The organism is bacterium (assembly GCA_016703265.1).
Taxonomy (GTDB): Bacteria; Krumholzibacteriota; Krumholzibacteriia; order LZORAL124-64-63; family LZORAL124-64-63; genus CAINDZ01.
The window spans coordinates 144,922-167,910 of record JADJCK010000005.1 but is presented as its reverse complement, the minus strand read 5'-3'; the positions used below and the strand labels follow the sequence as shown (position 1 = coordinate 167,910).

Below are 22,989 nucleotides of genomic sequence, written 5' to 3'. Positions count from 1 at the left end.
AGCCGGCAGCTAGAAGCTGCCGGTCATCTCCACCGCAAACGTGACGGCACTGTCGGTCGGCAGGCCGTCGCTGTCGAGGAACGCCTCACGGTCGCTCTGGTCGATGCGCATCTCCACGAGGGCGCCGAGGCCGTCGGCGAGGGTGAACGTCGGGGCGATCGTCAGTGATCGCCGCGCCTGGACCTGGCCGTCGACGGTGCCGAACAGCCAGCCGTCCTGGTCGTCCAGGTGGTCGACGCGCAATGTCAGGCCCGCCCGGGGGCTGAAGTCGACGTGCGCCATCGCCATCAGGCCCAGCCACTGGGCGTCGCCGCCCGCCGTGGTGACGTCGCCCAGGCTGACCTCGCCGCCGAAGCGCCAGGCACCGCGCACCAGCGACAGGTCGGAGTCGAAGACGGTGCGCGTCAGGGGCGATGACGGATCGCCCTCGCCCTCGCCCGGCATGTCTTCCTTGCCCGAGATGGCGCTGAGGCCGCCGCTGAAGCCGCCGCGCACGAGGCCCAGCCGGCCGCCCACGGTCACGTGCTTGTCGGCCGTGGAGCGGTCCCAGCCGTTGGACAGGTGCGCGGCCAGGTCCCAGCCCGCGCCCAGGTCACGCGCCACCTTCACGCCCGTGAGGTTGGTCGGCGCCGCGTAGGTGAACAGCAGCGAGTGGCTGTACTGGAACATGCCCGTGGGGTCGAGCACCTCGTAGCCGATCGGCGCGTTGAACTTGCCGAAGCTGAGGGCCCAACCGCAGCGCGCGGTGTACTGCACGTAGGCCTGCTCGACCTGGGCCACGTAGCCCTCGCCGTCCTTCAGCCACTCCAGGTCGGCGCGCACGAGGGCGCGCTCGCCGGCCTGGTGCTCCACGTCGACCTCGACCTGGTCGACACCGAACTCGCCCGCCTTCGTGGCGGCATCATAGAACCAGGCGGCGTCCACGAAGCCTGAGATCTGCGTTTCCTGCGCCGCTGCGGCGCCGGCCAGCAGGAGCACAAGCCCTGCGATCATCGTCCTGCGCATGACAATCTCCACTTCTCAGGCCAGGTAGGCCTGTTCGCCGTGCAGCGACTCGTCGAGGGTCTTTTCCATCTGCTCGGTGGTGCGCACCGGCGTGACCTTGTTGATGAGCCACAGCATGCCCCAGGTGAACCCGAAGGCGTAGAGGCTCGAGCCCGCGACGGCCGCGACCTGCTTGAAGAAGAACGTGCTGCCGCCGTGGATAAGGCCGTCGGCACCGGCGCTGTTGATCGCCACCGAGCCGAAGACGCCCAGCAGGATGATGCCCAGCGCGCCGCCCACGCCGTGCACGCCCCAGACGTCGAGAGCGTCGTCCCAGTGCAGGCGGTTCTTGAGTTCAACGGCCAGGTAGCAGACGCCGCCGGCGATGACGCCGATGAGTGCCGCCGTGGTCGTCGAGACGAAGCCGGCCGCCGGGGTGATCGTTGCCAGGCCGGCCACCGCGCCGGTGAGCAGGCCGACGAAGCGGGGCTTCCGCACGCGCGACCATTCGATGATCATCCAGGTGACGGCGGCGAAGCTGGCCGCCACGTCGGTGTTCATGAAGGCCAGCGCGGTGATGTGGTCGGCCTTGAGCTCGCTGCCGGCGTTGAACCCGTACCAGCCGAACCACAGCAGGCCGGTGCCGAGGGCGACCAGCGGGATCGAGTGCGGACCCTGCTCGGTCACGCGCCGCCGCCCGACGAACAGGACCGAGGCCAGCGCCGCCATGCCGGCGATGTTGTGCACGGCGATGCCGCCGGCGAAGTCGAGCACGCCCCACTTGGCCAGCAGGCCGCCGCCCCAGATCATGTGGACGAACGGGAAGTAGACCAGCATCAGCCACGCCACCAGGAACACCAGGTAGGCGGGGAAGCGCACGCGGTTGCTGAAGGCGCCCGTGATCAGGGCGGGCGTGATGATGGCGAACATCATCTGGTAGGCCACGAAGACCAGCAGCGGGATCGAGCCGTCGCCGTAGGGCGTGGTCGCGTCGACGCCGCGCAGGAAGGCCTGGTCGAGGTTCCCGATGATGCCCCCGGCGCCGCCGGAGAAGCACAGCGAGTAGCCGCAGACGAACCACAGGACCGTGGTCACGCCCATCGAGACGAAGCTCTGGATCATGATGGACAGCACGTTCTGCCGTCCCACCAGCCCGCCGTAGAAGAAGGCCAGCCCGGGCGTCATCAACATGACGAGGCTGGTGGCGAGCAGCATGAAGCCGGTATGGCCGGAGTCGAACATGGGACCCTCCCGCGGGAAGATGGGGGAATCGTGGCCCCAACACGATGGTTGCCCGGGCGGGGGCCGGGCAATCAGGCCGAACCTGATTCGGGCTCAGGCTTTTCCTGAGTGGGTGCTCCTTGTCCCGACCTCGTCCACGGGCTAGTTTCGATGGGCCGCGCCCGACCCGGAAGGCGTCCAGGACCCGGAAGGCGTCCCTTGCCCGATTCCCTCCAGAACCGCCTGCAGGAACGCGTCAAGGAACTGACGGCGCTGCACCGTGCCGCGCGGCTGCTCCAGGACACCTCCAGCCCCCTCGACGACATCGTGCCCGCCGTGGCGGCCAGCCTGCCGCGGGCGTGGATGCACCCGGACGTGGCTGCCGGCCGCATCCGCTGCGGCGACCGCACCTGGTCCACGCCCGGATTCCGCGAGACGCCGTGGCTGCAGACCGAGGCCTTCCGCCTGCGCGACGGCCGCACCGGCGACATCACGGTGGCCTACCTGGAGGAGCGCCCGGCAGCGGCCGAAGGGCCGTTCCTGGTGGAGGAGCGCGAGCTGATCCGCTCGCTGGCCGAGATGCTGCGCGCCTGGTTCCAGCACCGGCAGGACGACGCGACGCTGCTCGAGGTGAACGAGTCGCTGGAACGCCAGGTGGCCGAGCGCACGGCAAGCCTGCGACGCCTGGCTGCCGAGGTGAGCCTGGCCGAGGAGCGTGAGCGCCGTCGCATCGCCGAAGACCTGCACGACCACCCGGGACAGGCCCTGGCGCTGATGAAGATCCGCCTGCAGTCGCTGCGCGGCGACGCCATGTTCGGCGGCCACGACGCCGCGCTCGAGGAACTGGTTTCGCTCAGCGACCAGGCCATCCGCTACACGCGGGGCCTGACCTTCGAGCTGTCGCCGCCCATCCTCTACGAACTGGGCCTGGGGCCGGCGCTGGAATGGCTGGGCGAGGACACGGCCCGCCGGCACGGGCTGCGCGTGAAGGTGCGGCAGCGCTCGCGCGACCCGCTGCCCGACGACCTGAAGGTGACGCTCTGGAAATCGGCCCGCGAGCTGCTGCACAACGTGGTGAAGCACGCGCAGGCCGAGGCGGTCGAGGTCACGCTGGAGATCCGCGACGGGGTCGTGACCCTGGAGGTGGCCGACGACGGCCGCGGCTGCGACCCGGCCCAGGCGCGGCTCGGTTCGGGGGCGCAGTTCGGGCTGTTCGCCATCGAGGAACGGTTGCGCCAATTGGGCGGGAGCATGGAACTGGATTCGGCCCCGGGGCGCGGCATGCGCGTGCGCCTGGGCGCCGTCATTCCCGGAGGGCCGCGATGACCACGATCCTGCTCGCCGACGACCACGGCATCTTCCGCGCGGGCCTGCGCCCGCTGCTGTCGGCACAGCCGGACCTGACGGTGGTGGGCGAGGCGGACAACGGCCTGACCGCGCTCGACCTGGCGCGCGAACTGAAGCCCGACGTGGCCGTGCTCGACATCACCATGCCCGGGCTCAACGGCCTGGAGGTGACGCGGCACCTGGCGCAGGAAGCGCCGTCGGTGCGCGTGATCATCCTTTCGATGCACAGCGACCGCCGCTACGTGCTCGAGGCGCTGCGCGCCGGCGCCCGCGGCTACCTGCTGAAGGACGCCGGCTTCGACGAACTGCTGGTGGCCGTCCGCACGGTGCGCGACGGCGGCGTGCACCTGGGCGCGGCGGTCGGCGAGCAGGTCATTCGCGACTACGTGCAGATGGCGCGGCAGGGCGAAGGCGGCGCGTTCGCCCTGCTCTCGGGACGGGAACGCGAGGTGCTGCAGCTCCTGGCCGAGGGCCTGGCCACGAAGGAGATCGCCGACCGGCTGACCCTGTCGGCCAAGACGGTCGAGTCGCACCGCAAGTCGCTGATGGACAAGCTCGGGATCCACAGCATTGCCGAGCTGACGAAGTACGCGATACGTGAAGGGCTCACGCCGCTGGACTAGCGGCGCGAGCCCCCCTGCCTTCCTGCATCGACCTCAGTCGGGAACATCCGCCAGGGCGATTCCCAGCGCCCTGGCCACGCCTTCACCGTAGGCACGGTCCGCCTTCCGGCAGTTGCCGATGTGACGGATCTTGATCTCCATCGGCGCATCACCCATGGCCCGGGCCGTGTTCTCGAAGAGCACCTGCTGCTGGTCCTTCGTCATCAGCCGGAACAGCAGGCCGGGCTGCGTGAAGTAGTCGTCGTCGTCCTCGCGGAAATCCCAGTTGGCGGCGGCGCCGTCCAGGGCCAGCGGCGGCTCGGCGAAGTCCGGCTGCTGGGCCCACTGGCCCTCGCTGTTGGGCTCGTAGCCGATGGTGCCGCCGTGGTTGCCGTCGACGCGCATGGCCCCGTCGCGGTGATAGCCATGCACCGGGCAACGTGCCGCGTTGACCGGGATCTGGTGGTGGTTGACGCCGAGGCGGTACCGCTGCGCGTCCCCGTACGAGAAGAGCCGGCCCTGCAGCATCTTGTCGGGCGAGAAGCCGATTCCCGGCACGATGGCGCCCGGGTTGAAGGCGGCCTGCTCCACGTCGGCGAAGTAGTTCTCGGGGTTGCGGTTCAATTCCATGACGCCGACTTCGAGGAGCGGGTAGTCCTTGTGGTACCAGACCTTGGTCAGGTCGAAGGGGTTGTACGGCATCTTTGCCGCGTCCTTCTCGGGCATGATCTGGATCGACAGTGTCCAGCGCGGGAAGTCGCCCTTCGCGATCGCGTCGAACAGGTCGCGCTGGTGGCTTTCGCGGTCGCGACCGACGAGCGCCTCGGCTTCGGCATCGGTCAGGTTGCTGATTCCCTGCTGGGAGCGCAGGTGGAACTTCACCCAGTACCGCTCCTGCTGCGCGTTGATGAAGCTGAAGGTATGGCTGCCGAATCCGTGCATGTGGCGGTACGAGGCGGGGATGCCGCGCTCGCTCATGGTGATCGTGATCTGGTGCAGCGCCTCGGGCAGCGAGGTCCAGAAGTCCCAGTTGTTCTTCGCGCTGCGCAGGTTGGTGCGCGGGTCGCGCTTCACCGCGTGGTTGAGGTCCGGGAACTTGAGCGGGTCGCGCAGGAAGAAGACCGGCGTGTTGTTGCCGACCAGGTCCCAGTTGCCCTCCTCGGTGTAGAACTTGATGGCGAAGCCGCGGATGTCGCGCTCGGCGTCGGCCGCGCCGCGCTCCCCGGCCACGGTCGAGAAGCGCACGAACAGGTCGGTCTTCTTGCCGACGGCGCCGAACAGCTTCGCCTTCGTGAAGCGGGTGATGTCGTTCGTGACGGTAAAGGTGCCGAAGGCGCCGGAGCCCTTGGCGTGCATCCGGCGCTCGGGAATCACCTCGCGGTCGAAGTGGGCCAGCTTCTCGAGGAACCAGACGTCCTGCATGAGCATCGGCCCCCGCGGGCCCGCGGTCATGGAGTTCTGGTTGTCCACCACGGGTGCCCCCGCGGCAGTGGTCAGCTTCCTGTCCTGGTCCTTGTCCTTCTTCATGGATTTCTCCCCCTTGTGCCGAGTGGTACGTGTCGACTCCCTTCCGCGGCGATCCTGGCCGGCCGGCTATCCGGCCAGGTACGCCTCCATCATCCACAGCTTCTTGTCCAGGCCGTCGGCGATCGGGTCCAGCAGGTTGACGGTGCCGCGGTCACCGCTCTCATCGGCCATTTCCACCACGCCGCGCACCTTGGCGCGGAACGACTCCAGGTCGGTCGCCAGGTTGGCCACCATGCGCTGGCCGTCGGGCACGGTCACATCCTCCTTCACCGAGGCCAGCTCCAGGGCCTGGGTGAGGCTGGCCAGGGGCGCGCCGCCGATCATCAGGATACGCTCGGCCACACTGTCGGTCACTTCGGCGAACTCGTCGTAGAAGGCCTCGAACATGCCGTGCAGCTGGTAGAAGCCGCGGCCCTTCACGCGCCAGTGGTAGTGGTGCAGCTTCTGGTACATGACGATGCTGTCGGCGAGGATCCCGTTCAGGCCGTTGATCACGTTCTGATTGCTCATGGTGGACTCTCCTTGCTTGCGGGTGGGTCGCCCTCGGGGGCGGGTGATTGGTTAGCTTGGTCTGCCTAACGCAAGGGTGGGGCCAGTCACCATCATCCGATTATCTTGTTGTGGCATCATTGTTTACGGAAATTCGACCTGGCGCCCGCTGGAAAAACACCGAATAATCGTTGCACTCATCACCGATATTTCGTTTCTTCACCGAAATTTCGTTGTCCGCCGCGCCCCCCGGAAAGGCTCCCGCCATGACCGCGATCTACGATGCGACCCGCGACCTGAAGGACCTGGCGCGCCTGGCCAGCGAGCCGGAGAACCTTCCGGAGGTGCTCAGCCGCGCGCTCGATTCGCTGCAGAAGCTGATCCCCCACGACCTGGCCGCGGTGCTGGGCCTGGCCGAGGGTGAGCTGCGGGTGCTGGCGGCGCGCGGCCGCCTGGCCGACGAGAAGGTGCGGCAGCACAGCATCCGCCTGCGCGACTTCCCGTCGATCGCACGCGCCTTCGAGCACCGCCGGCCGGTGGTGCTGCGCGAGCACGACCACTCGGGAGGCGAGGGCGATCCCTACGACGGCATCCTCGACCTGCCCCACGGCCATTCGTGCATGGTGGTGCCGCTGTACGCCGGCGAGCGCAACCTGGGGCTGATCACGTTCGACCGCGTGGTCTGCGACAGCTACCAGGAGAACACGGTGGAGATGGCCGAGGTGTACGGGCAGATCATCTCGCTGGCCTTCCGCTACGCGGAACAGGCCGAGTTGCTCGAGCGCTACCGCCAGCAGCTGGACGAGCGGCAGCGGGTGCTGGCCTCGCGCGACGAGGCGCACGACCCGGCGGCGCCGCTCGAGGGCAGCCGGTCGTCGCTGATGCGCGGGCTGGTCGCTCAGGCGAAGCAGGTGGCGGGCACGACCGCGCCCGTGCTCATCCTGGGCGAGACCGGCACGGGCAAGGAGGTGCTGGCGCGCGCGCTGCACCACTGGAGCCCGCGCCGCGCGCAGGCGTTCCTGTCGCTCAACTGCGCGGCCATTCCCGAGTCGCTGCTGGAGAGCGAGCTGTTCGGCCACGTGAAGGGCGCCTTCACCGGCGCCGGCTCGGCGCGGCCCGGCCGGTTCCTGGCCGCGAACGGCGGCACGCTGCTGCTCGACGAGATCGGCGACATGCCTTCGGCGGCGCAGGCCAAGCTGCTGCGCGTGCTGCAGGAAGGTACGTTCGAGCCGGTGGGCAGCGACCGCACGGTGAAGGTGGATGTGCGCATCCTCGCGGCCACGCACCGCGACCTCGAGGAACGCGTGCGCGCCGGGGCCTTCCGCGAGGACCTGTTCTACCGCCTGAACGTGTTCCCGCTGCAGGTGCCGCCGCTGCGCGAACGCGCCGATGACCTGCCGCGCCTGGTGGCCACCATCCTGGCGGGTCTGGCGCGGCGCACCGGCCGCGGCCCCTGGACGGTCGACGACGCGGCGCTGCGCGAACTGGCAGCGCAGGAATGGCCGGGCAACGTGCGGCAGCTGGTCAATGCGCTGGAGCGCGCGACGATCATGAAGTCCGCCGGGGCGCTGGACGCGCGGTTCTTCATGGGTGGTGCGCGGCGCGCGGCCACGGGCGAGGGCGACCCCACAGCGACGATGGCGGAGACGATGGCGGCGACGTCCGCAGCCGGAGTCGATGCCGACCTCGACCTGACGCTGGCCGCTGCCGAGCGACGTCACCTGCGCCATGTGCTGGAGATGTGCGGGGGCCGGATCTACGGCGCGGACGGCGCCGCCGAACGACTCGGCCTGAAGCCCACGACGCTGCAGAGCCGCATGAAGAAGCTGGGTGTCGGGAGGCGGGGCTGAGCCGGACCTAATCAGTCGAGCTGCGCGGCCACCTGGTCGATCAGTGTCGTCGCATCGGTCTCCCCCGCGTCACCGGCGCCGAGCGGGTCGGATACCTCATCGCGCCCCGCTAGCGACCGCGCCAGGTTGGCCACGCCGTGGGCCAGCACCTCGGTGTCGTAGCCGCCTTCGAGCACCACCACCAGGCGGCCGCCGCACAGCGCGTCGGCCGCGCGCACCAGCTCCTGTCCCAGCCAGGCCTGCCCGCTCAGGGTGTATTGCAACTGCGCCAGCGGATCGCGCCAGTGCGCGTCCCAGCCGCCCGAGACGAGCAGCAGGTCGGGCGCGAAGCGCTGCAGTGCCGGCAGCACCAGGCGCGCGTAGGCGGCGCGCAGGCCCGCATCACCGGCGCCGGGCGGCAGCGGCACGTTCAGGTTGGCGCCGCGACCGACCCCCACGCCCGCCTCGGTGAACCAGCCGGTGCCCGGCCACAGCGGGAACTGGTGCAGGGACACGAAGAGCACCGAAGGGTCGTCGAAGAAGATGTCCTGTGTGCCGTTGCCGTGGTGCACGTCGAAGTCGACGATGGCCACGCGGGGCGTGGCGCCGCCGTTCGCCATGACGGCCGCCTGCGCCGCGCGCGCGGCGATCGCCACGTTGTTGAAGACGCAGAAGCCCATCGTCGCCGCGGGTGTGGCATGGTGCCCGGGCGGGCGCACCAGGGCCAGGCCGCGGTCCAGGTCGCCGCAGAGCACGCGCACCGCCAGATCGACGGCGCCTCCGGCGGCGTGCAGCGCCGCGGCCAGGGTGTGATCGTTGCCGTAGGTGTCCTCGTCGAACATCAGGGGCGCCTGCGCGGACAGGCGCACGACGCGGTCGAGGTGGGCGCTGTCGTGCGCGCGCAGGATCTCGGGCTGCGTGGCCGGGCGCGACGGCACCGTCGTGAAGTCGGAGGGCAAGGCCGGTGCGCTCCAGTTCGGCGGTGACCGCAAGCAGGCGCTCGGGGCGCTCCGGGTGGCCCGGCTTCTCGTGCCGCAGGAAGAGCGGGTCGGCCACCAGGCCCAGGCGCTTGCCCATCTTGGCTCCCGTTGCGGGTGATGGCGCTATTCGGAAAAGCGCCGGTACTGCCACTGCGGCGAGGCCGCGTCGACGTCCTCGACGCCCCCCAGGTCCGTGGCGCAGATCGCCAATTCGTGGTCGAGCCTGTTCAGGCCGGGCCCGAATCCGTAGCCCACGGTGCTGCCGTCCGTTTTCGGCGACCAGACCAGCTTGAACGGCCCGAACTCGATGTTCTGCGGAAAGCGACAGGCTTCCGTGCCGGTGTGGACCCCGGAGTGTCCCAGGTGGCCGTCGCCATCGATACGATACCACCACGTGATCTCGACGCGGTCGGGATTGCCGAGGCGACGATCGATGATGAACCCGCCGTAAGCCTCCTTGCGGCGCACGAGGACCAGCTGCCCGTCGGCGATGGTCCGGTCGTAATGCCCCAGGTTGGCGCCCGGCTTGAGCGTGTGCACGCAGGTCTCGATCCCCGGGCGCTGCCGCACCCAGGTGGTGGTGCCGCCGCCCGGCAGCAGCATGCGCTCGGTGACCAGCATGACGGAGCCGCAGGTGTCGCAGGTGTAGGTGCTGTTCTTCTCCATGTACAGGGAGAAGAGCACAAGCGCCAGGCAGAGCACGGCCGCCAGTACCAGGACCGGCTTCCACAGTCGTCGCATGCCATTCCCCCTCGCAGCGGGGCCAACCGGATATGCCGCGAAGCCAGGGCGAATGCGCATCATCGGCCGATGAGGGGCACAATACGGGCGGGCGGGGAAAGGATGCAACCGGATCCTGAGGGAGTGTGTGCGGTCAGACCGACAGCACCAGGCGCAGGCCGGTGTCGATGGCCGCCATCACGTCGGGCGGGAGCGCGGCCACGCGCGTGCCGAGGAAGCGCCGGTCGAGCGTGAGGACCTGCGAGACGTTGGCCACCGATTCGCGTTCCAGGCCCGAGTCGCAGCCGGGCAGCAGGACGTTGCCGGGAGCCGCTGCCAAACCCAGGTTCGACGTGATCGCGACCACGACGACAGTGCCGATGCGACTGCGATTGAAGGCATCGGCCTGCACCACCACCACCGGACGCCGGAAGCCCGGCTCGCTGCCGCGCGGGTCGGCCAATTCGGCCCACCAGACTTCTCCGCGGCTGATCACCAGTCTTCCCGGACCAGGCTGGCGCCCTGCAACCGGGCCAGCACCGGATCAAGGCCGCCGGCGGGAGTCGCCCCATGCACGGCATCGAGCTGCTCTGTGATCAACGATTCGGCATGCGCCGCGAGGAACGCAGCCAGGGCGGTGCGGTAGAGCTCGCTGCGCGACAAGCCCATGTGCCGGGCCATGTTGTCGGCAGCCTCGAACAGCTCGTCGGGGATGGAGATCGCGGTCTTCATGAAGCTAGTATAACCACGGTTATACCACCTGTCAATGTACTCGGGTGCAGTAATGGAAAGGGCCCCGGGGCATTCCCCGGGGCCCTGATCCAAAGGCAGCACACACGGGCGCGCCGACGCCTAGCCCTCGGCTTCGCTCGACTTCAGTACCGGCGGCGTCAGCAGGGCGTGGGCCTGCGCCACGGTGGCCCAGGCACAGCGCGGCATCGGCGGCCGGTTCACCAGGGCGCGGCGTATCTCCTCGATCACGGCCGGGCCAAGGTCGGCCGCGGTGCGGAACGAGCCGCCGACGAAGAACGGCCGCCGGCCGTTGCCGTCGGGCCAGTGCACGCCGATGGTGCCGCCATAGACATTGCGCGAGCCGGACAGATGCTTCAGCTGCATCGAGAACATGCGGTCGGGCTCGACCAGCACGTGCGCGGTGCCGGCCAGGGCCAGGGCCAGCGCGTCGACGTGCAGCACGTGGCCGCCCGTCTGGTCGACGCTGACGTACACCACCGGCAGGCGGCAACCCGCCTCGCCGGACACGCAGCGGACAGCCAGTTCCATGTCCAGGTCGGACAGGCGCACCGGCGTGGTGCGCGCGGCCAGGGCGCCGTCCATCGCGCCGCCCAGCTCGTCGAGCAGGGTGTGGACGATGACCGGCTTCTTCGCCGGGGGCACGGGCAGGCCGCGCTCGCGCGCATCCACGGAGACGCGCACCGACACCCAGGTGTCGTCGGCCTGCCGCGAGAACACGAGCGTCGTGGCCCACTTGAGCGGGCCCTCTTCGCGCGCGTAGCCGACGGCCACGGACTGGTCTTCGGGAACGTTGACGCGCAGCAGGCGCACCAGCTCGTCGCCGGCGGCCACCGTCAGCTCGTCACGCTCGATGAAGGGTTCCAGATCGGCCTCGGTCAGCGCCGTGCCCTCGGTGGCGAGGATCCACTCGCGCACAACCTTGAGGAACACGATCGGGTCCTGACCGTGGTCTATGGGGAATTCGGTCGCAAACAGCAGCATCATGGTACTTCCCTGTCAAATTCGGGCGATTCGACGTCGATTATTGTAGTACAAGTAAGGACCGGGAATCAATGAATGCCATCGCAAAATGTGTCCGGCGGCCCGAAATATTCCACCGCCATCGCGGATCCGGGTGCCCCGATTAGCAGAATTAATCGCGATTTTGTTTCATGGGGGACGTGAGCCCCTTGATTTCCCACCTGCGCCTGTGATAGGGTCCCCCGCAGAAGATCGTGCCGACAATCTCGCCCATTGTGTTGCCTCTGTATGCTCAGGACACCCTCTATTGTCGACCCCCTGCTTCGGGCCCGTTGGCGCCATTAGGTGCGTCAGGGCCGGTCTCGCCCAAGACCTGTCACCAAGACTTCACGGCTGCCGAGCGTCCGTTCGGGAGGTGATTCGCTCGCTCTTGATTCCTCACGCGGGATGCGCGACGCCGGAAATGCAGGCCGCTCGCCGCCTCCCCGACTGGGCAACTCCGACTCGCTGAAACGGGAGAAAACCATGAAGAGATTCTATTTGTGTCTGCTCACGCTGCTGCTGGCGGCGGGGGCGGCGTGGGCGCAGGGCGCTAACGTGGACCCGGGCTGGGATGCGTTTGTCATTCGTAACGCCACTGTTTCGGGATCTCCGCCCAACATCGTCGACCGCCTGGACCTGGGTGCGGGAGCCGTCGAGTTCCAGATCTACGAAGGTGGCCAGAAAGCGGCCTTGGGAACAAACCTGCTCAACGGCGCCACCGTTGAGCAAGTCGGTGCACTTCATGTTGACAGGCTTGACAATGTGTCCATTTCCGGGTCGTTGTATGGCCCCTACTTCAACATGTGGGTCACGGACGGCGCCGGGAATTATGCAGTGATCGCCAACGAGCCCTCGAACGCCGAGTGGGCGGCCGACCGCTGGTATTCGTCCGGCTGGGCCTTCCTGCAGACGACTGTCTGCAAGGTCTACGAAACGCCCGGAGCCGCCGGCGGCACCAGTTGGGTTCACACCTATGCCGGCTCGCCGAGCCTGACGTTTGCGGACGTCGCTGGCCTGATCGTCGCGGCACCTTCGGCCGCCTATATCCTTAACCCGGTCAATGCCGTCGGCTCAGGGGCTCCCCGTGAGTTCGGCACAAACGTCGCGTACGGCTTCAACTGGATGTTCGGCGACACCGCCGCCAACTATGTTGACAACAACGGCGACGGATTTGTCGTCGGCAACTATTACGTCACCGTAGAATACCCGGTGATGAACGTCACGCAGAGCCTCGGCTACTTCACGATCCAGGCCGCCGTCGACGCAGCCAATCCCGGCGATGACATCACCGTCGCTGCTGGACATTACGTCGAGCAGGTCCACATCGACGTGGACGGCCTCTCGATCACCGGCGCGGGTGTCGGCCTGACATTCATCGATTCGCCAGTGGTGCTGCCGTTGTCGTTCACGACGAGCTACGTGCAGAAGCCCATCGTCTTCGTCGACCATGCCGATGGCGTTGACATCGCAGATCTGACGATCGACGGCCTCGGGCGTGGCAACAGCAACAACCGGTTTAGCGGAGTCAGTTACTGGAACTCGGGCGGATCGCTGACGAACGTGAATTGCCTTAACGTCATGGACACGCCGTTCAGCGGCACTCAGCATGGCGTGGGCGTCTACACGACCGTCACCGACGCGACGCCCCACACCTTCACGATGACGGACGTCCTCGTGGATGATTTCCAGAAGACAGGCGTGGTCATGACCGGTTCCGGCCTGACCGCCCACCTGACGGGTGTGACGACGGTCGGGCAGGGCCCGACCTCGATCACCGCCCAGAACGGCATCCAGGTATCTGGAAACGCCCTGGTGTTTGCGACCGGGTGCGATGTCTCAGGTGTGCATTACACCCCTGCTTCGGTTACGGCGACGGGCCTGCTTGTCTACGGACCAGCGACTGCCCACTTCGACGACTGCACTGTCCTCACGTCGCAAACGGGCGTGTACTTCATTGACGCCGACGGGAGCTTTGATGACAGCACCGTGGCCAACCCGACGGGTGACGCCTTCTACGCGTACACCTCCGGGCAAGGCCCTTGTTTCGGGCAAGCTGCTTCCGCAGCCCCTACGAAAGCGGAAAAGATGACCTCGGGCGATAAGGTTGCCGCCAGCGTGAGCCTGACTGGCAGCACCTTTGTCGGCACCGGCCTGGCCCTCAGCTGGGGCCCGAGCGCCTACAGCGATGGGCCGTTGAGTTTCACCATGGATGACTGCGAGGTCACGAACTGGGACTCCGGGATCGTGGTGTACGAGTACCCGGGCTCGTCGATCGACGCCACAGTCGTTAACTGCAATATTCACGACAACATTTCCTACGGACTCTCCACGAACGCGGCCACGACCGTCACCGCCACCTGCAACTGGTGGGGCGACGACAGTGGTCCGAACATCGTCGGCAACCCGAGCCTCGGCGACGACATCTCCACCGGCGCCACGTACGCGCCGTGGCTGGATGCCGTCAACGGCGCCTGCGTGATGTACGGCGACAACAACGTCAGCGTCGGCGACGCGGCGCTGTGCCTGACGCCGACCAACGCCTGCGTCACTATCCCGGTGACGTTCAACCGGCTGGACACAACGGCCAGCCGGGGCGTCAGCGTGACATTCCAGCTGAGCCCCGAACTGGTGCTGTGCACGGGCGTTCCGTCCACGTCCATCCCCATGGCCACCGGAGTGGGCAGCTGGAGCAGCGGATTCTCCAACCTGAACCACCAAATCGTCGATAACGGCGGCGGCTCGTACACGGTGGACCGGGCCGTCCTGGGTTCACCGTGCGGACCGACCGGCGGCGGCGTGCTGTTCAACCTGAACCTGGCCAAGGCGCCGGGCGTGCTCACCGACGCGATCGGCACCGTGACCGTGACCGCCGTGGACGTGCGCGACTGCAGCAACGTCCTGCTGCTGGGCGTACCGGGCGCGCCGGGCGAAGTCTCCATCGACCTGACCAATCCGCCGGTGCTGACGGGCCTGACCGCAACGCAGGTCAAGCTCGGCAACGACAGCGACGGCACCACGAAGATCACCCTGGCGTGGACCGCCCCCGGTGGCGACGCCGAGTTCATCGACCTGTGGCGCAAAGGCTTCGGCGACTATCCCGAGTACGACGACGGAACCGGCGCCGTGCCGACTGCTCCGCCGGGCGCCGGCTGGACTCATGTCGCCCAGGTGTCGGCCACGGCCCTGAGCTACATCGACGAGCCGGCCACGCGTGACTTCTGGTACTACGCCGCGTTCGTGACTGACGGCTGCGGCAATGTCTCGGCGGCGTCGGCCCTGACCGGCGGCACGCTGAACTACCATCTGGGCGACGTGTCCGACGAGATCACCGCCGGCAGCGGCGACAATCTGGTGAGCACGGCGGACATCTCGCTTCTGGGTGCCCATTACGGCATCACGGTGGCACACAACGGCCCCTTCAACTACCTGGACGTGGGCCGGACGACCGGCTACAGCGTCAATGCGCGGCCGATGACCGACAGTCGCGTGCAGTTCGAAGACCTGATCGTGTTCGCCATGAACTACGACCTGGTCAGCAAGCTCGTGCCGCATGCGCAGCCGGCGGCCGTCAATGCGATCGCCGTGGCGGCGGAGATGCCGGGTACGGTGGGCACGACGTTCGACGTGGCCGTCATCCTGGCGGCTGACGGCAAACTGCAGGGCCTGAGCGTGCCGTTGACCTGGGACCCGGCGATCGCCGAGCCCGTCAGCATGCGCCCGGGCGACCTGCTGCAGAGCCAAGGCGAACTGGCGGTGGTCCTGTCTCCTGCCCCCGGCACGGTCGACGCCGCGTTGATGGGCGTGCGTGACCAGGGCATCGCGGGCGAAGGCGTTCTCGCCACGGTCTCGTTCCGCACGCTGGCTGCGGGTGATCCCCGGATCGGCATCGGCAACGTCACGGCTCGTGATGCGGCCAACCAGCCGGTGGTCGTGAACGGCGCAGGTAACAACCTGCCGCCGGTCAACCTGCCGTCGGTTTCCGAACTGCGACCGAACGTGCCGAACCCGTTCAACCCGTCGACTGAGTTCAGCTTTGTGCTGGCCCAGGACGGTCCTGTGACGTTGCGCATCTACACGGTGCGCGGCGAACTGGTGCGGACGCTCGTGGATCAGGACATGACGGCCGGGCCGCATGTCATGGTCTGGAACGGTACCGATGACCAGGGCCGGCAGGCGGCGTCGGGCGCTTACATCGCCCGCTTCGTCGCGCCGGATCGGACGCAGAGCCGTCACTTGACCCTGCTGAAGTAGGGCAGCAACCCGCCATCGGGGCGGCGGTCACAGGACCGCCGCCCCGGCGGCAATCGTTATGCCGGTGACATCGGATTCGACTTCGGGGAGAATGCAGCATGACAACATTCGCCAAACGCACAACTGCCGCCGCGCACCGCCTGCCCGCAGCGTTGGCGTTGTGTCTGCTGGCCGCGGCCGCCGCGGCACAGACCACAGTGAGCTTCACGCCCGACAACGGGCAGTTCCAGTGCGATGAGATCTGGACGATCGACGTGCTGGTCGACGCCGGGGCCACCGACCTCCGCGGCTGTTCGCTGGTCGTTGAATACGACAGCGACGTCATTCGCCCGCTCAGCGTGACAGCCGGTTCGCTGGTCACAGGCGCGGCCTGCCCCTCATTCCTGCACTGGTTCGGACCCGCCGTCGCCGACACCGTGGCCGTGGACGTGGCCAACCTGGGTTGTTCGGTTAGCGGACCCGGTGCCGTCGTGCGCATCACGTTCGAAGGCCATGCCGGCGGCGTCACGCCCATCACCTTGCGCAGCGGCCTGTTGCGCACCGGCCTGAACGCGCCCATCCCCTTTGTCGCGACCGCCGCTCAGGTGCAATTCGACTGCGCTGTCGGCAATGAGCGCGCGGCCTGGGGCGCGCTGAAGTCCATGTTCAGGTGAGCGCGACCTGCAACCGCGCCCGCCGGGAGGAGACACGATGACTCGCCCAACCACGAACGGCCGTACAACAGGCGGGGCCCGGGTACTGGCGGTGATGGCGATGTTGGTGGTGATGGTGGCCGCCACCGCCCGGCCCGGACCGGCATGTGCCGGCGACATGGCCACCGCCGCCACCGATACGATGCGGCTGTCGGTGATCCCCGTGCCGGCGCAGGGTCTGGCCGGCGATATCCTGCAGGTGGACCTGGTGGTGCCGGTGGAGGGCCCGGCCTTCAACGCCTACGACGCCTACCTCTCGTATGACCCTGCGGCGCTGCAGTTCCTGCCTCCGACCGACCCGTCCACGCAGGAAGGCCTATTGATGACGGCGGCATGCGGGGCACGCTTCCACGTATTCCAGGCCGACACCCTGGCCGGCCGACTGCGCGTCAGCCACAGCCTGCTGTGCGCCGGAAACTCGGTGACGGGACCGGGCGTCGTCTATCGGTTCTCGTTCCGCTGTCGCAACGTAGAAGCCATGACTAGGCTCGAGTTGCTGCTCCTGGCACCGTACCGAACGAAATTCTACATGGATGGCCTGGTCCTTCTGCCGCTGGTCACGAAGGACGCTTTGGTACGCGTCGGCCCCGGCACACCGTCCGCAGCGCCCCTGCCGGCGGCCGACATCACCGGCCTGCGCGCGACCCCCAACCCGTTCAACCCGCGCACGACGATCACCTTCGAAGTGGCCCCGTCGGCGGTGGAATCAGCCGGTGCGGACGTCACGGTCCATTCCCTCGATGGGCGCCTGGTGCGCCGCCTGTGGAGCGGCACGCTGACGCCCGGCACGTGGACCGGCGAATGGGACGGTCGCGACGATGCCGGGCGTGATGTGGCGGCAGGGATCTACCTCGTGCGGGCGCGCGCGGGCGATTCGTTCACCGGCGGTCGTGTGGCGCTGGTGCGTTGAGGCGCCTCCTCAGCGTGCCCCCAACGCCTCCCGAAACGCCCGCAACGCCGCCGGATGGAAGATCGTCCCGTGCTTCTCCGAAGGCAGCGGCAGGTGGAACCAGCGCAGCCCCGGCGTCTCCGCCTTGAGCTCGCCGCCGGCCGCCGAATCGGCCACGGCCGGCACGCCCGCGGCCAGGGTATAGACCGCCAGCGATTCAGCCAGCGCCGCGACCGGCACGGCGATCCCCTGTTCATCGCTGCTCGCCAGCCACAGTGTGTTGGCCAGGCGCCACGGCCGCGCGCGCAGCAGCGCGCCGGACCGCAAAACCAAATCGCCGCGGTTCCACCACAGGCTCGGGTCGATGGCGATGGCCGTGTCGAACAGCCCGGGCTCCATCAGGAACGTCTCGACGACGAACAGGCCGGCCGCCGACTCGCCGACGATGGCTGTCTCGCCGCTCGTGGGATAGCGGGCATCGATCAGCGGCATCAACTCGTCGCGCAGGAACGAGCGGAACTCGGCCGAGCGGCCGACGCGCGGGGCGATCTTCAGGTCCTCGGGATCGCTTGTCGGGCCGGTGAGGTCGCGGCGTCGCTCGGTGTTCTCGATGCCGACCAGCAGGAACGGGCGCATGGTGCCGTTGGCCGCGCCGATCTGCACCAGCCCGGCGATGTGCAGGAAGTCCTCGGCCAGGCCGCCGTCGGGCATGTAGAGGACCGGCAGGCGGGCGTCCGGCACGTCCAACGCGCCGGTGGGCGCGTAGACGTTGATGCGTCGTACCTCGCCCAGCACCGTGGATTCCAGCGTGAAGGTCTCGCCGATGGCCAGGGGTTCGGCGGCCACCTCGCCGCCCACGGCCGCGGGCGCTCCAGCTACAGCCGCGCCACGCGGCGATGCCGCCTGCGCCTCCGGAACCGGCACCATGGCGATGCTGCCAAGGGCAACGACGGCCCAGGCCGTCACGACCCGTCGACCTACCAGCGCGAACATCATCGGGACTCCTCCGAAACGGTGCCAACCGAGCGGGCCGCGAACGCGGGGCACCATAGCGCAACCCGGGGCCCGGTGACCAGTTGCGTTGATGGCGAGGTCGCATTTCCATATTACAAAGAGTCAAAAACTCTCCTTGCACCCCATGCTCCTGACAGGGTAAAATCATAGCGATAACACGGAAATTCATCCCGGAATAGCGTTCGTCAACATCCAACTCATTACCGGAGAACAACATATGCGCACGAGCCCGCGCGCACGGATCGTCGCTATCTGCCTGTTTCTCCTGATGGCGACCTCGGGGACGGCCGCAGAGCCGGCGGCGGCCCGCCTCGAGACCGCCCTGGCCCCCGACGGTTCGCTGCTGCCGGACGCCCGCGGGAGCTTCGACGCCCGGGGCTGGAACCTGGAAACCGGTGCGGACGGAGCGCCCCGCTTCACCAGTGCTGACAAGGTCGACTGCAGCGACGGCTGGGACGACCGCTTCACCCTGCGCGGCACCGACGGCCAGGTGTCGGGGCTGGCGATTGTCGGCAGCGATGTGTACCTCTGCGGCACGTTCAGCATCGCCGGCGATAACCACTACCGCCTGGCGCGCTGGGACGGTGCCGACTGGTCCGACGTGGGGACGGGCGTGAACAACGGGGTCAGCGACCTGGCCACCGACGGCACCAACCTCTATGCAGCCGGCTCCTTCACGATGGCCGGCGGCGTGCCTGTCAACCGCATCGCGCGCTGGGACGGCGCAAACTGGTCGGCGCTGGGGACGGGCTTCTCCGGCGCGACCATCCAGGCCCTGGCCGTTTGGAACGGCGACCTCTACGCCGCGGGCTCCTTCACCGCCGCCGGTGGCGTGGCCGCCAGCCGCATCGCGCGCTGGGACGGCGCCGCGTGGAGCCCGCTGGGCGACGGATTCAACAACACCGTCTACGCGCTGGTGGCCGGCGCCGACGGCCTCTACGCCGCCGGTAGCTTCACGGCCTCGGGCGCCACCGCGCTCAGCCGCATCGCACGCTGGGACGGCACGACGTGGAGTCCGCTGGGTGCCGGCGTGAACAACATCGTCACCGCGCTGGGCGTGCAGGACGGCAACCTGTACGCCTCGGGGAGCTTCACCTCGGCCGGCGGCGTCTCCGTCCACCTCATCGCCCGGTGGGACGGCAGCAACTGATTCGCCATGGGAAGCGGACTGAGCGCCTATGGCGCTCGCGCGTTCGCCGTGCTGAACGGCGACCTCTACGTGGGCGGCAGCTTCGACTATGCGGGCGGCAGCTACGCCCCGAAGCTGGCGCGCTGGGACGGCACGGCGTGGTCGGCGGTCGGCGAAAGCATGGCGGGCACCGGCTCGTCCAGCATCGACGCCATGGTCGTCATGCCGGACGGCATGGGCGGCGGCAACCTCTTTGTCGGTGGCGTATTCCGGTCCGCCGAGACGACGCCGGTGAAGAACATCGCCCGCTATGACGGCACGTCGTGGCATGCCATCGGCAACGGCCACGCACCGGACAATACCGTCTGGGAAACGGGCGTGGGCATCGACGCCGAGGGCGGCAAGGTCATCTACGCCGGCGGCCTGTTCCTGCAGGCCGGGTCGACCGCGGCCAAGTACATCGCCGCCTGGGACGTGGATGCCGGCGCCTGGAAGACCGTGGGCACGGGCGTCAACGGCGAGGTGCGCACGGTTGCGACCAGCGGCACCGACCTCTACGTGGGCGGGGTTTTCACCACCGCAGGCATCTACAACGCATACAACGTCGCGCATTGGGACGGCACCGAGTGGACCCCCCTGGGCTCCGGTACGAACGCCAAGGTCGAGGTCCTCAGGTTGTGCCCGAACGGCGCTGGCGGCCACGACCTCTACGCGGGCGGCAACTTCACGATGGCCGGTGGCGTGGCCGCCAACCGCATCGCGAAGTGGGACGGCACGGCGTGGTCGGCCGTGGGCGGTGGCCTCACGGCGACCGGATCCGGGTCCCCGGCCATCGGCGAGGAGCTCTACGTCGCCAGCGACGGCGCCGACGGACTGTCGCTCTATGTGGGGGGACTGTTCACCGCGGCCGGCGGCCAGCCCATCAACTACATCGCCCGGTGGGACGGAACGACCTGGCATGCCCTGGGCACGGGCCTGGAATGGTCCGCCTTCGGCATGGACATGCGGGACGGCCTTCTCTATGTGAGCGGCGCCTTCGCGACCGCCGGTGGCGTGCCGGCCAACGGGCTGGCCGTCTGGGACGGCGCCGACTGGTCGGCCTACGCCGGCAATGCGCCGATTGTCTCGAACATGATCCTCCTGGACGGGAACGAGCTCTATGTCAGCGGCGCGGGCACCGTGAACAGCTGCGTGACCTCGTACAACTTCGCGCACCACACGCTGCCGACGACCTCGGGCGTGGGCCTGCTGCCGTCGGCGGCCGGCGCACTGGCCCAGAACGCGCCGAACCCGTTCAATCCCCTGACCGAGATCGCCTTCCGCCTGGACCGCAATGCGCATGCGGTGCTGCGCGTGTATGATGCACGCGGCCGCGCCGTGACAACGCTGCTCGAGGGCGACCTGCCGGCCGGCGACCACAACGTGCGATTCGACGGCAAGGGCCTGGCCAGCGGCATGTACGTGTACCGACTGGAGATCGACGGCGTGGCACAGGCGCGCAAGATGATGCTGGTGCGCTGAGGCTGAACCAATACAGACAGGAGACCGCGACATGCGACCATCGATCATCCGCGCGTTCCCGCTGGCCCTGGCCCTGGCTGGCGGCACGATGGGACTGACACCGGCTGCCGCAGGGGCCGCGACGCTGACCAGCCCCACGATATCAGGCGGCGCGGTCGGCAGCGCCGGCGGCAGCTTCCGCCTGGCCGGCACCGTCGGTGAAGCGGGTGTCGTCGGGCATACGGCCGGCGGCAGCTACGTCCTGACCGAGGGCTTCTGGCGCCCCGGGCTCGGCTACGTGAGCGCAGTCGGGCCCGACCCGCAGGATCCAGCCGCGGACGGCGCCACCTTCGCCAACGCCCTGGCGCCGAACCACCCCAACCCGTTCAGCGGCGGCACCACGCTCGCGTTCAGCGTGGCCCGCAACGCCGAGGTCTCGCTCGAGGTCTTCGACCTGGCCGGCCGGCGCGTCCGCCGACTGCTCGCCACCACGCTTCCCGCCGGGCGCCACACCATGCACTGGGACGGACGCGATGACCGCGGCGCCCCGGTCGCCAGCGGCCTGTACCACGCGCGCCTGAACATCAACGACTGGTCGGCCACCAAGCGCATGTTGATGGTCCGCTAGGCGTCACCGATACCTTCTTCCGAGGAGACCGAAGCCATGATCCGCCCCTGTCGCACCCTGAACCTGCTGAGACTCGTGGCCGTGACGGCCACCCTGGTCGCCGGCGCCGCGGCGTACGCTGCCGTGCCCCAGACCATTGCCTTCCAGGGATTCCTCACCGACGCGGGCGGCCAGCCGCTCGAGGTCCCCGTCAACCTCGACATCGCCGTCTACAACACGGCGAGCGGCGGAACGGCCCTGTGGAGCGAAGCGCACACCGGCGTCCCGGTCAGCAATGGCGTGTTTGCGGTGGCGCTGGGCTCGGTGTCGCCCCTGAGCGGCGCCGTGGCCAGGACGTCGCCGCGCTTCATCGGCATCCGCGTGAACGGCGAGGCCGAGTTGCCGCGCACGCAACTGAGCGCGACGCCGTTCGCGCTGCGGGCGCAGGCGGCGGACACCGTCACGGCGGGCATCAACATCAAGCGGGGATTCGCGTCCGTCCTGAGTACGCAGGTCGGCCCGGAAGGCGAGGCGAACCTGACGTGTCGCGCTGTAAACGGCGGCATGGTCGCCGAGTTTGGATCCGACGTATTCGGGGACGGCACTCTTGTCCTCCAGAGCCGCCTTAGCAATTTTGCTATGCTCCTCAGCGAGTTCAATAGTGATCCGCTCCTGTCGCTCGCGGGCTTTACACAGTCCGCCGTGATCGAACTCAACGAGCCCCTCGACGACTCTGTCCGGTTCCCCATCGGCGGCATCAACTCCGTCGAATCGTTCAACGAGCCGGGCCTGGCCAGCGTCACCAACACCAACTTCACCTCCATGAACACCGCCGTCGCGTCGATCCTGTCGCGCACGCTCACGCCACCGGCCAACGGCTTCGTTTTGGCCCTGGGCCAAAGCGTGGCCCGCATCACCCACACGAGCGGCACCGCGACCAGTGGCGCCCTCGGCCTGTCCGACGACGGTATCGGTTTCGGCACCGCGCAGGACGTGAACGTGGCGATCGCCACGGGCGCCGCCAGCGGATCCTATTCCATTCCCGTGCACCTCAACGGTGTCTTCACCGCGACGGCGGGCACGCCTGTGACGGTCCACCTGATGGGCACCGAGGCGTCCGGCGTCATCGATGTCGAGGACGTGTCGCTCACGCTGCTCTACGTGCCCACATCGTACGGGACCGTGTCGCCGACGCTCCTGGCCGTCGGCGACGGCGAGGATGCGCCCACCCGCGGGCCCCAGACGCCGGGCGAGGTGCTCAGCGAGAAGCTGGCTTCGCAGGAGGCCAACGCGGCGCGGCTGGAACAGGAACTTGCGGCCATGCATGCCGCTCACCTGGCCTTGCGGGCCGAGATGGAATCTGCGCGGGCTGCCATGGCGGACCGCCAGGCGGGCCGCTGACCCGGGAATGCTTCATCTCTCCCGGAGTACAAATGAGGTTGTCCAGTAAAGG

Annotated in this window: 20 protein-coding genes; 10 read left to right on the top strand and 10 right to left on the bottom strand. The window is 68.5% G+C overall.

Features of this window, described 5'->3' with window-relative positions:
* Positions 1–9: 9 nt before the first annotated feature.
* Positions 10–1,005 (bottom strand): outer membrane beta-barrel protein, encoded by a 996-nt coding sequence (locus IPG61_10465; GenBank protein ID MBK6734494.1) that lies wholly within the window; start codon positions 1,003–1,005, stop codon positions 10–12.
* Positions 1,006–1,020: 15 nt separating this feature from the next.
* A complete protein-coding gene (locus IPG61_10460; GenBank protein MBK6734493.1) occupies positions 1,021–2,226 on the bottom strand; it encodes an ammonium transporter in 1,206 nt (401 codons plus the stop codon).
* 198 nt (positions 2,227–2,424) lie between these two features.
* On the opposite strand from IPG61_10460, the gene IPG61_10455 reads away from it, so the two are divergent.
* Both IPG61_10455 and IPG61_10450 read left to right on the top strand, forming a co-directional pair.
* The gene (locus tag IPG61_10455) at positions 2,425–3,531 is read left to right on the top strand and encodes a hypothetical protein (protein ID MBK6734492.1); all 1,107 of its coding nucleotides are present in this window, start codon (positions 2,425–2,427) and stop codon (positions 3,529–3,531) included.
* The gene (locus IPG61_10450) at positions 3,528–4,175 is read left to right on the top strand and encodes a response regulator transcription factor (GenBank protein MBK6734491.1); all 648 of its coding nucleotides are present in this window, start codon (positions 3,528–3,530) and stop codon (positions 4,173–4,175) included. Before IPG61_10455 ends, IPG61_10450 begins: the two co-directional genes overlap by 4 nt.
* Before the next feature lie 33 nt (positions 4,176–4,208).
* Here IPG61_10450 and IPG61_10445 read toward each other — a convergent pair whose 3' ends face one another.
* Together IPG61_10445 and IPG61_10440 are read right to left on the bottom strand one after the other, a co-directional pair.
* Entirely contained in the window at positions 4,209–5,681 is a 1,473-nt protein-coding gene (locus IPG61_10445) for a catalase (protein MBK6734490.1), read from the bottom strand.
* Between the two features lie 66 nt (positions 5,682–5,747).
* Complete coding sequence (locus tag IPG61_10440) at positions 5,748–6,191, bottom strand: DNA starvation/stationary phase protection protein (protein ID MBK6734489.1); 444 nt, start codon at positions 6,189–6,191, stop codon at positions 5,748–5,750.
* Positions 6,192–6,436: 245 nt separating this feature from the next.
* On the opposite strand from IPG61_10440, the gene IPG61_10435 reads away from it, so the two are divergent.
* On the top strand, positions 6,437–8,020 hold the full coding sequence (locus IPG61_10435; protein ID MBK6734488.1) for a sigma 54-interacting transcriptional regulator: 1,584 nt from the start codon (positions 6,437–6,439) through the stop codon (positions 8,018–8,020).
* Between the two features lie 11 nt (positions 8,021–8,031).
* Here IPG61_10435 and IPG61_10430 read toward each other — a convergent pair whose 3' ends face one another.
* The 5 genes from IPG61_10430 to IPG61_10410 all read right to left on the bottom strand — a co-directional run bounded on the left by IPG61_10430 (position 8,032) and on the right by IPG61_10410 (position 11,436).
* Entirely contained in the window at positions 8,032–8,958 is a 927-nt protein-coding gene (locus tag IPG61_10430) for a histone deacetylase (protein ID MBK6734487.1), read from the bottom strand.
* A 144-nt stretch (positions 8,959–9,102) separates the two neighbouring features.
* The gene (locus IPG61_10425; GenBank protein MBK6734486.1) at positions 9,103–9,720 is read right to left on the bottom strand and encodes a hypothetical protein; all 618 of its coding nucleotides are present in this window, start codon (positions 9,718–9,720) and stop codon (positions 9,103–9,105) included.
* A 133-nt stretch (positions 9,721–9,853) separates the two neighbouring features.
* The gene (locus IPG61_10420; protein ID MBK6734485.1) at positions 9,854–10,198 is read right to left on the bottom strand and encodes a type II toxin-antitoxin system PemK/MazF family toxin; all 345 of its coding nucleotides are present in this window, start codon (positions 10,196–10,198) and stop codon (positions 9,854–9,856) included.
* Positions 10,192–10,431: a ribbon-helix-helix protein, CopG family gene (locus IPG61_10415; protein ID MBK6734484.1), complete on the bottom strand. Its 240-nt coding sequence runs from the start codon at positions 10,429–10,431 to the stop codon at positions 10,192–10,194. The genes IPG61_10420 and IPG61_10415 overlap by 7 nt, the downstream gene beginning before the upstream one ends.
* A 120-nt stretch (positions 10,432–10,551) precedes the next feature.
* Positions 10,552–11,436, bottom strand: a complete 885-nt coding sequence (locus tag IPG61_10410; protein MBK6734483.1) for a hypothetical protein — start codon at positions 11,434–11,436, stop codon at positions 10,552–10,554.
* Between the two features lie 501 nt (positions 11,437–11,937).
* On the opposite strand from IPG61_10410, the gene IPG61_10405 reads away from it, so the two are divergent.
* The 3 genes from IPG61_10405 (at position 11,938) to IPG61_10395 (ending at position 17,307) form a co-directional block, all read left to right on the top strand.
* Entirely contained in the window at positions 11,938–15,705 is a 3,768-nt protein-coding gene (locus IPG61_10405; GenBank protein MBK6734482.1) for a hypothetical protein, read from the top strand.
* 98 nt (positions 15,706–15,803) lie between these two features.
* A complete protein-coding gene (locus IPG61_10400; GenBank protein ID MBK6734481.1) occupies positions 15,804–16,358 on the top strand; it encodes a hypothetical protein in 555 nt (184 codons plus the stop codon).
* Between the two features lie 37 nt (positions 16,359–16,395).
* Positions 16,396–17,307: a hypothetical protein gene (locus tag IPG61_10395; GenBank protein ID MBK6734480.1), complete on the top strand. Its 912-nt coding sequence runs from the start codon at positions 16,396–16,398 to the stop codon at positions 17,305–17,307.
* A 9-nt stretch (positions 17,308–17,316) separates the two neighbouring features.
* On the opposite strand, the gene IPG61_10390 is transcribed toward IPG61_10395, so the two are convergent.
* The gene (locus IPG61_10390) at positions 17,317–18,213 is read right to left on the bottom strand and encodes an alpha/beta hydrolase (GenBank protein ID MBK6734479.1); all 897 of its coding nucleotides are present in this window, start codon (positions 18,211–18,213) and stop codon (positions 17,317–17,319) included.
* A gap of 304 nt (positions 18,214–18,517) precedes the next feature.
* Here IPG61_10390 and IPG61_10385 point away from each other — a divergent pair, with 304 nt between their 5' ends.
* From IPG61_10385 to IPG61_10370, 4 genes are read left to right on the top strand one after another with little or no spacing between them, the layout of a single operon-like run.
* Positions 18,518–19,450, top strand: a complete 933-nt coding sequence (locus IPG61_10385) for a hypothetical protein (GenBank protein ID MBK6734478.1) — start codon at positions 18,518–18,520, stop codon at positions 19,448–19,450.
* A 6-nt stretch (positions 19,451–19,456) separates the two neighbouring features.
* Positions 19,457–20,950, top strand: coding sequence for a T9SS type A sorting domain-containing protein (locus IPG61_10380; protein ID MBK6734477.1), 1,494 nt, complete (start codon positions 19,457–19,459; stop codon positions 20,948–20,950).
* 31 nt (positions 20,951–20,981) lie between these two features.
* Positions 20,982–21,557: a T9SS type A sorting domain-containing protein gene (locus tag IPG61_10375; GenBank protein MBK6734476.1), complete on the top strand. Its 576-nt coding sequence runs from the start codon at positions 20,982–20,984 to the stop codon at positions 21,555–21,557.
* Positions 21,558–21,593: 36 nt separating this feature from the next.
* Positions 21,594–22,937: a hypothetical protein gene (locus tag IPG61_10370; GenBank protein ID MBK6734475.1), complete on the top strand. Its 1,344-nt coding sequence runs from the start codon at positions 21,594–21,596 to the stop codon at positions 22,935–22,937.
* The last annotated feature ends 52 nt before the right edge of the window (positions 22,938–22,989 follow it).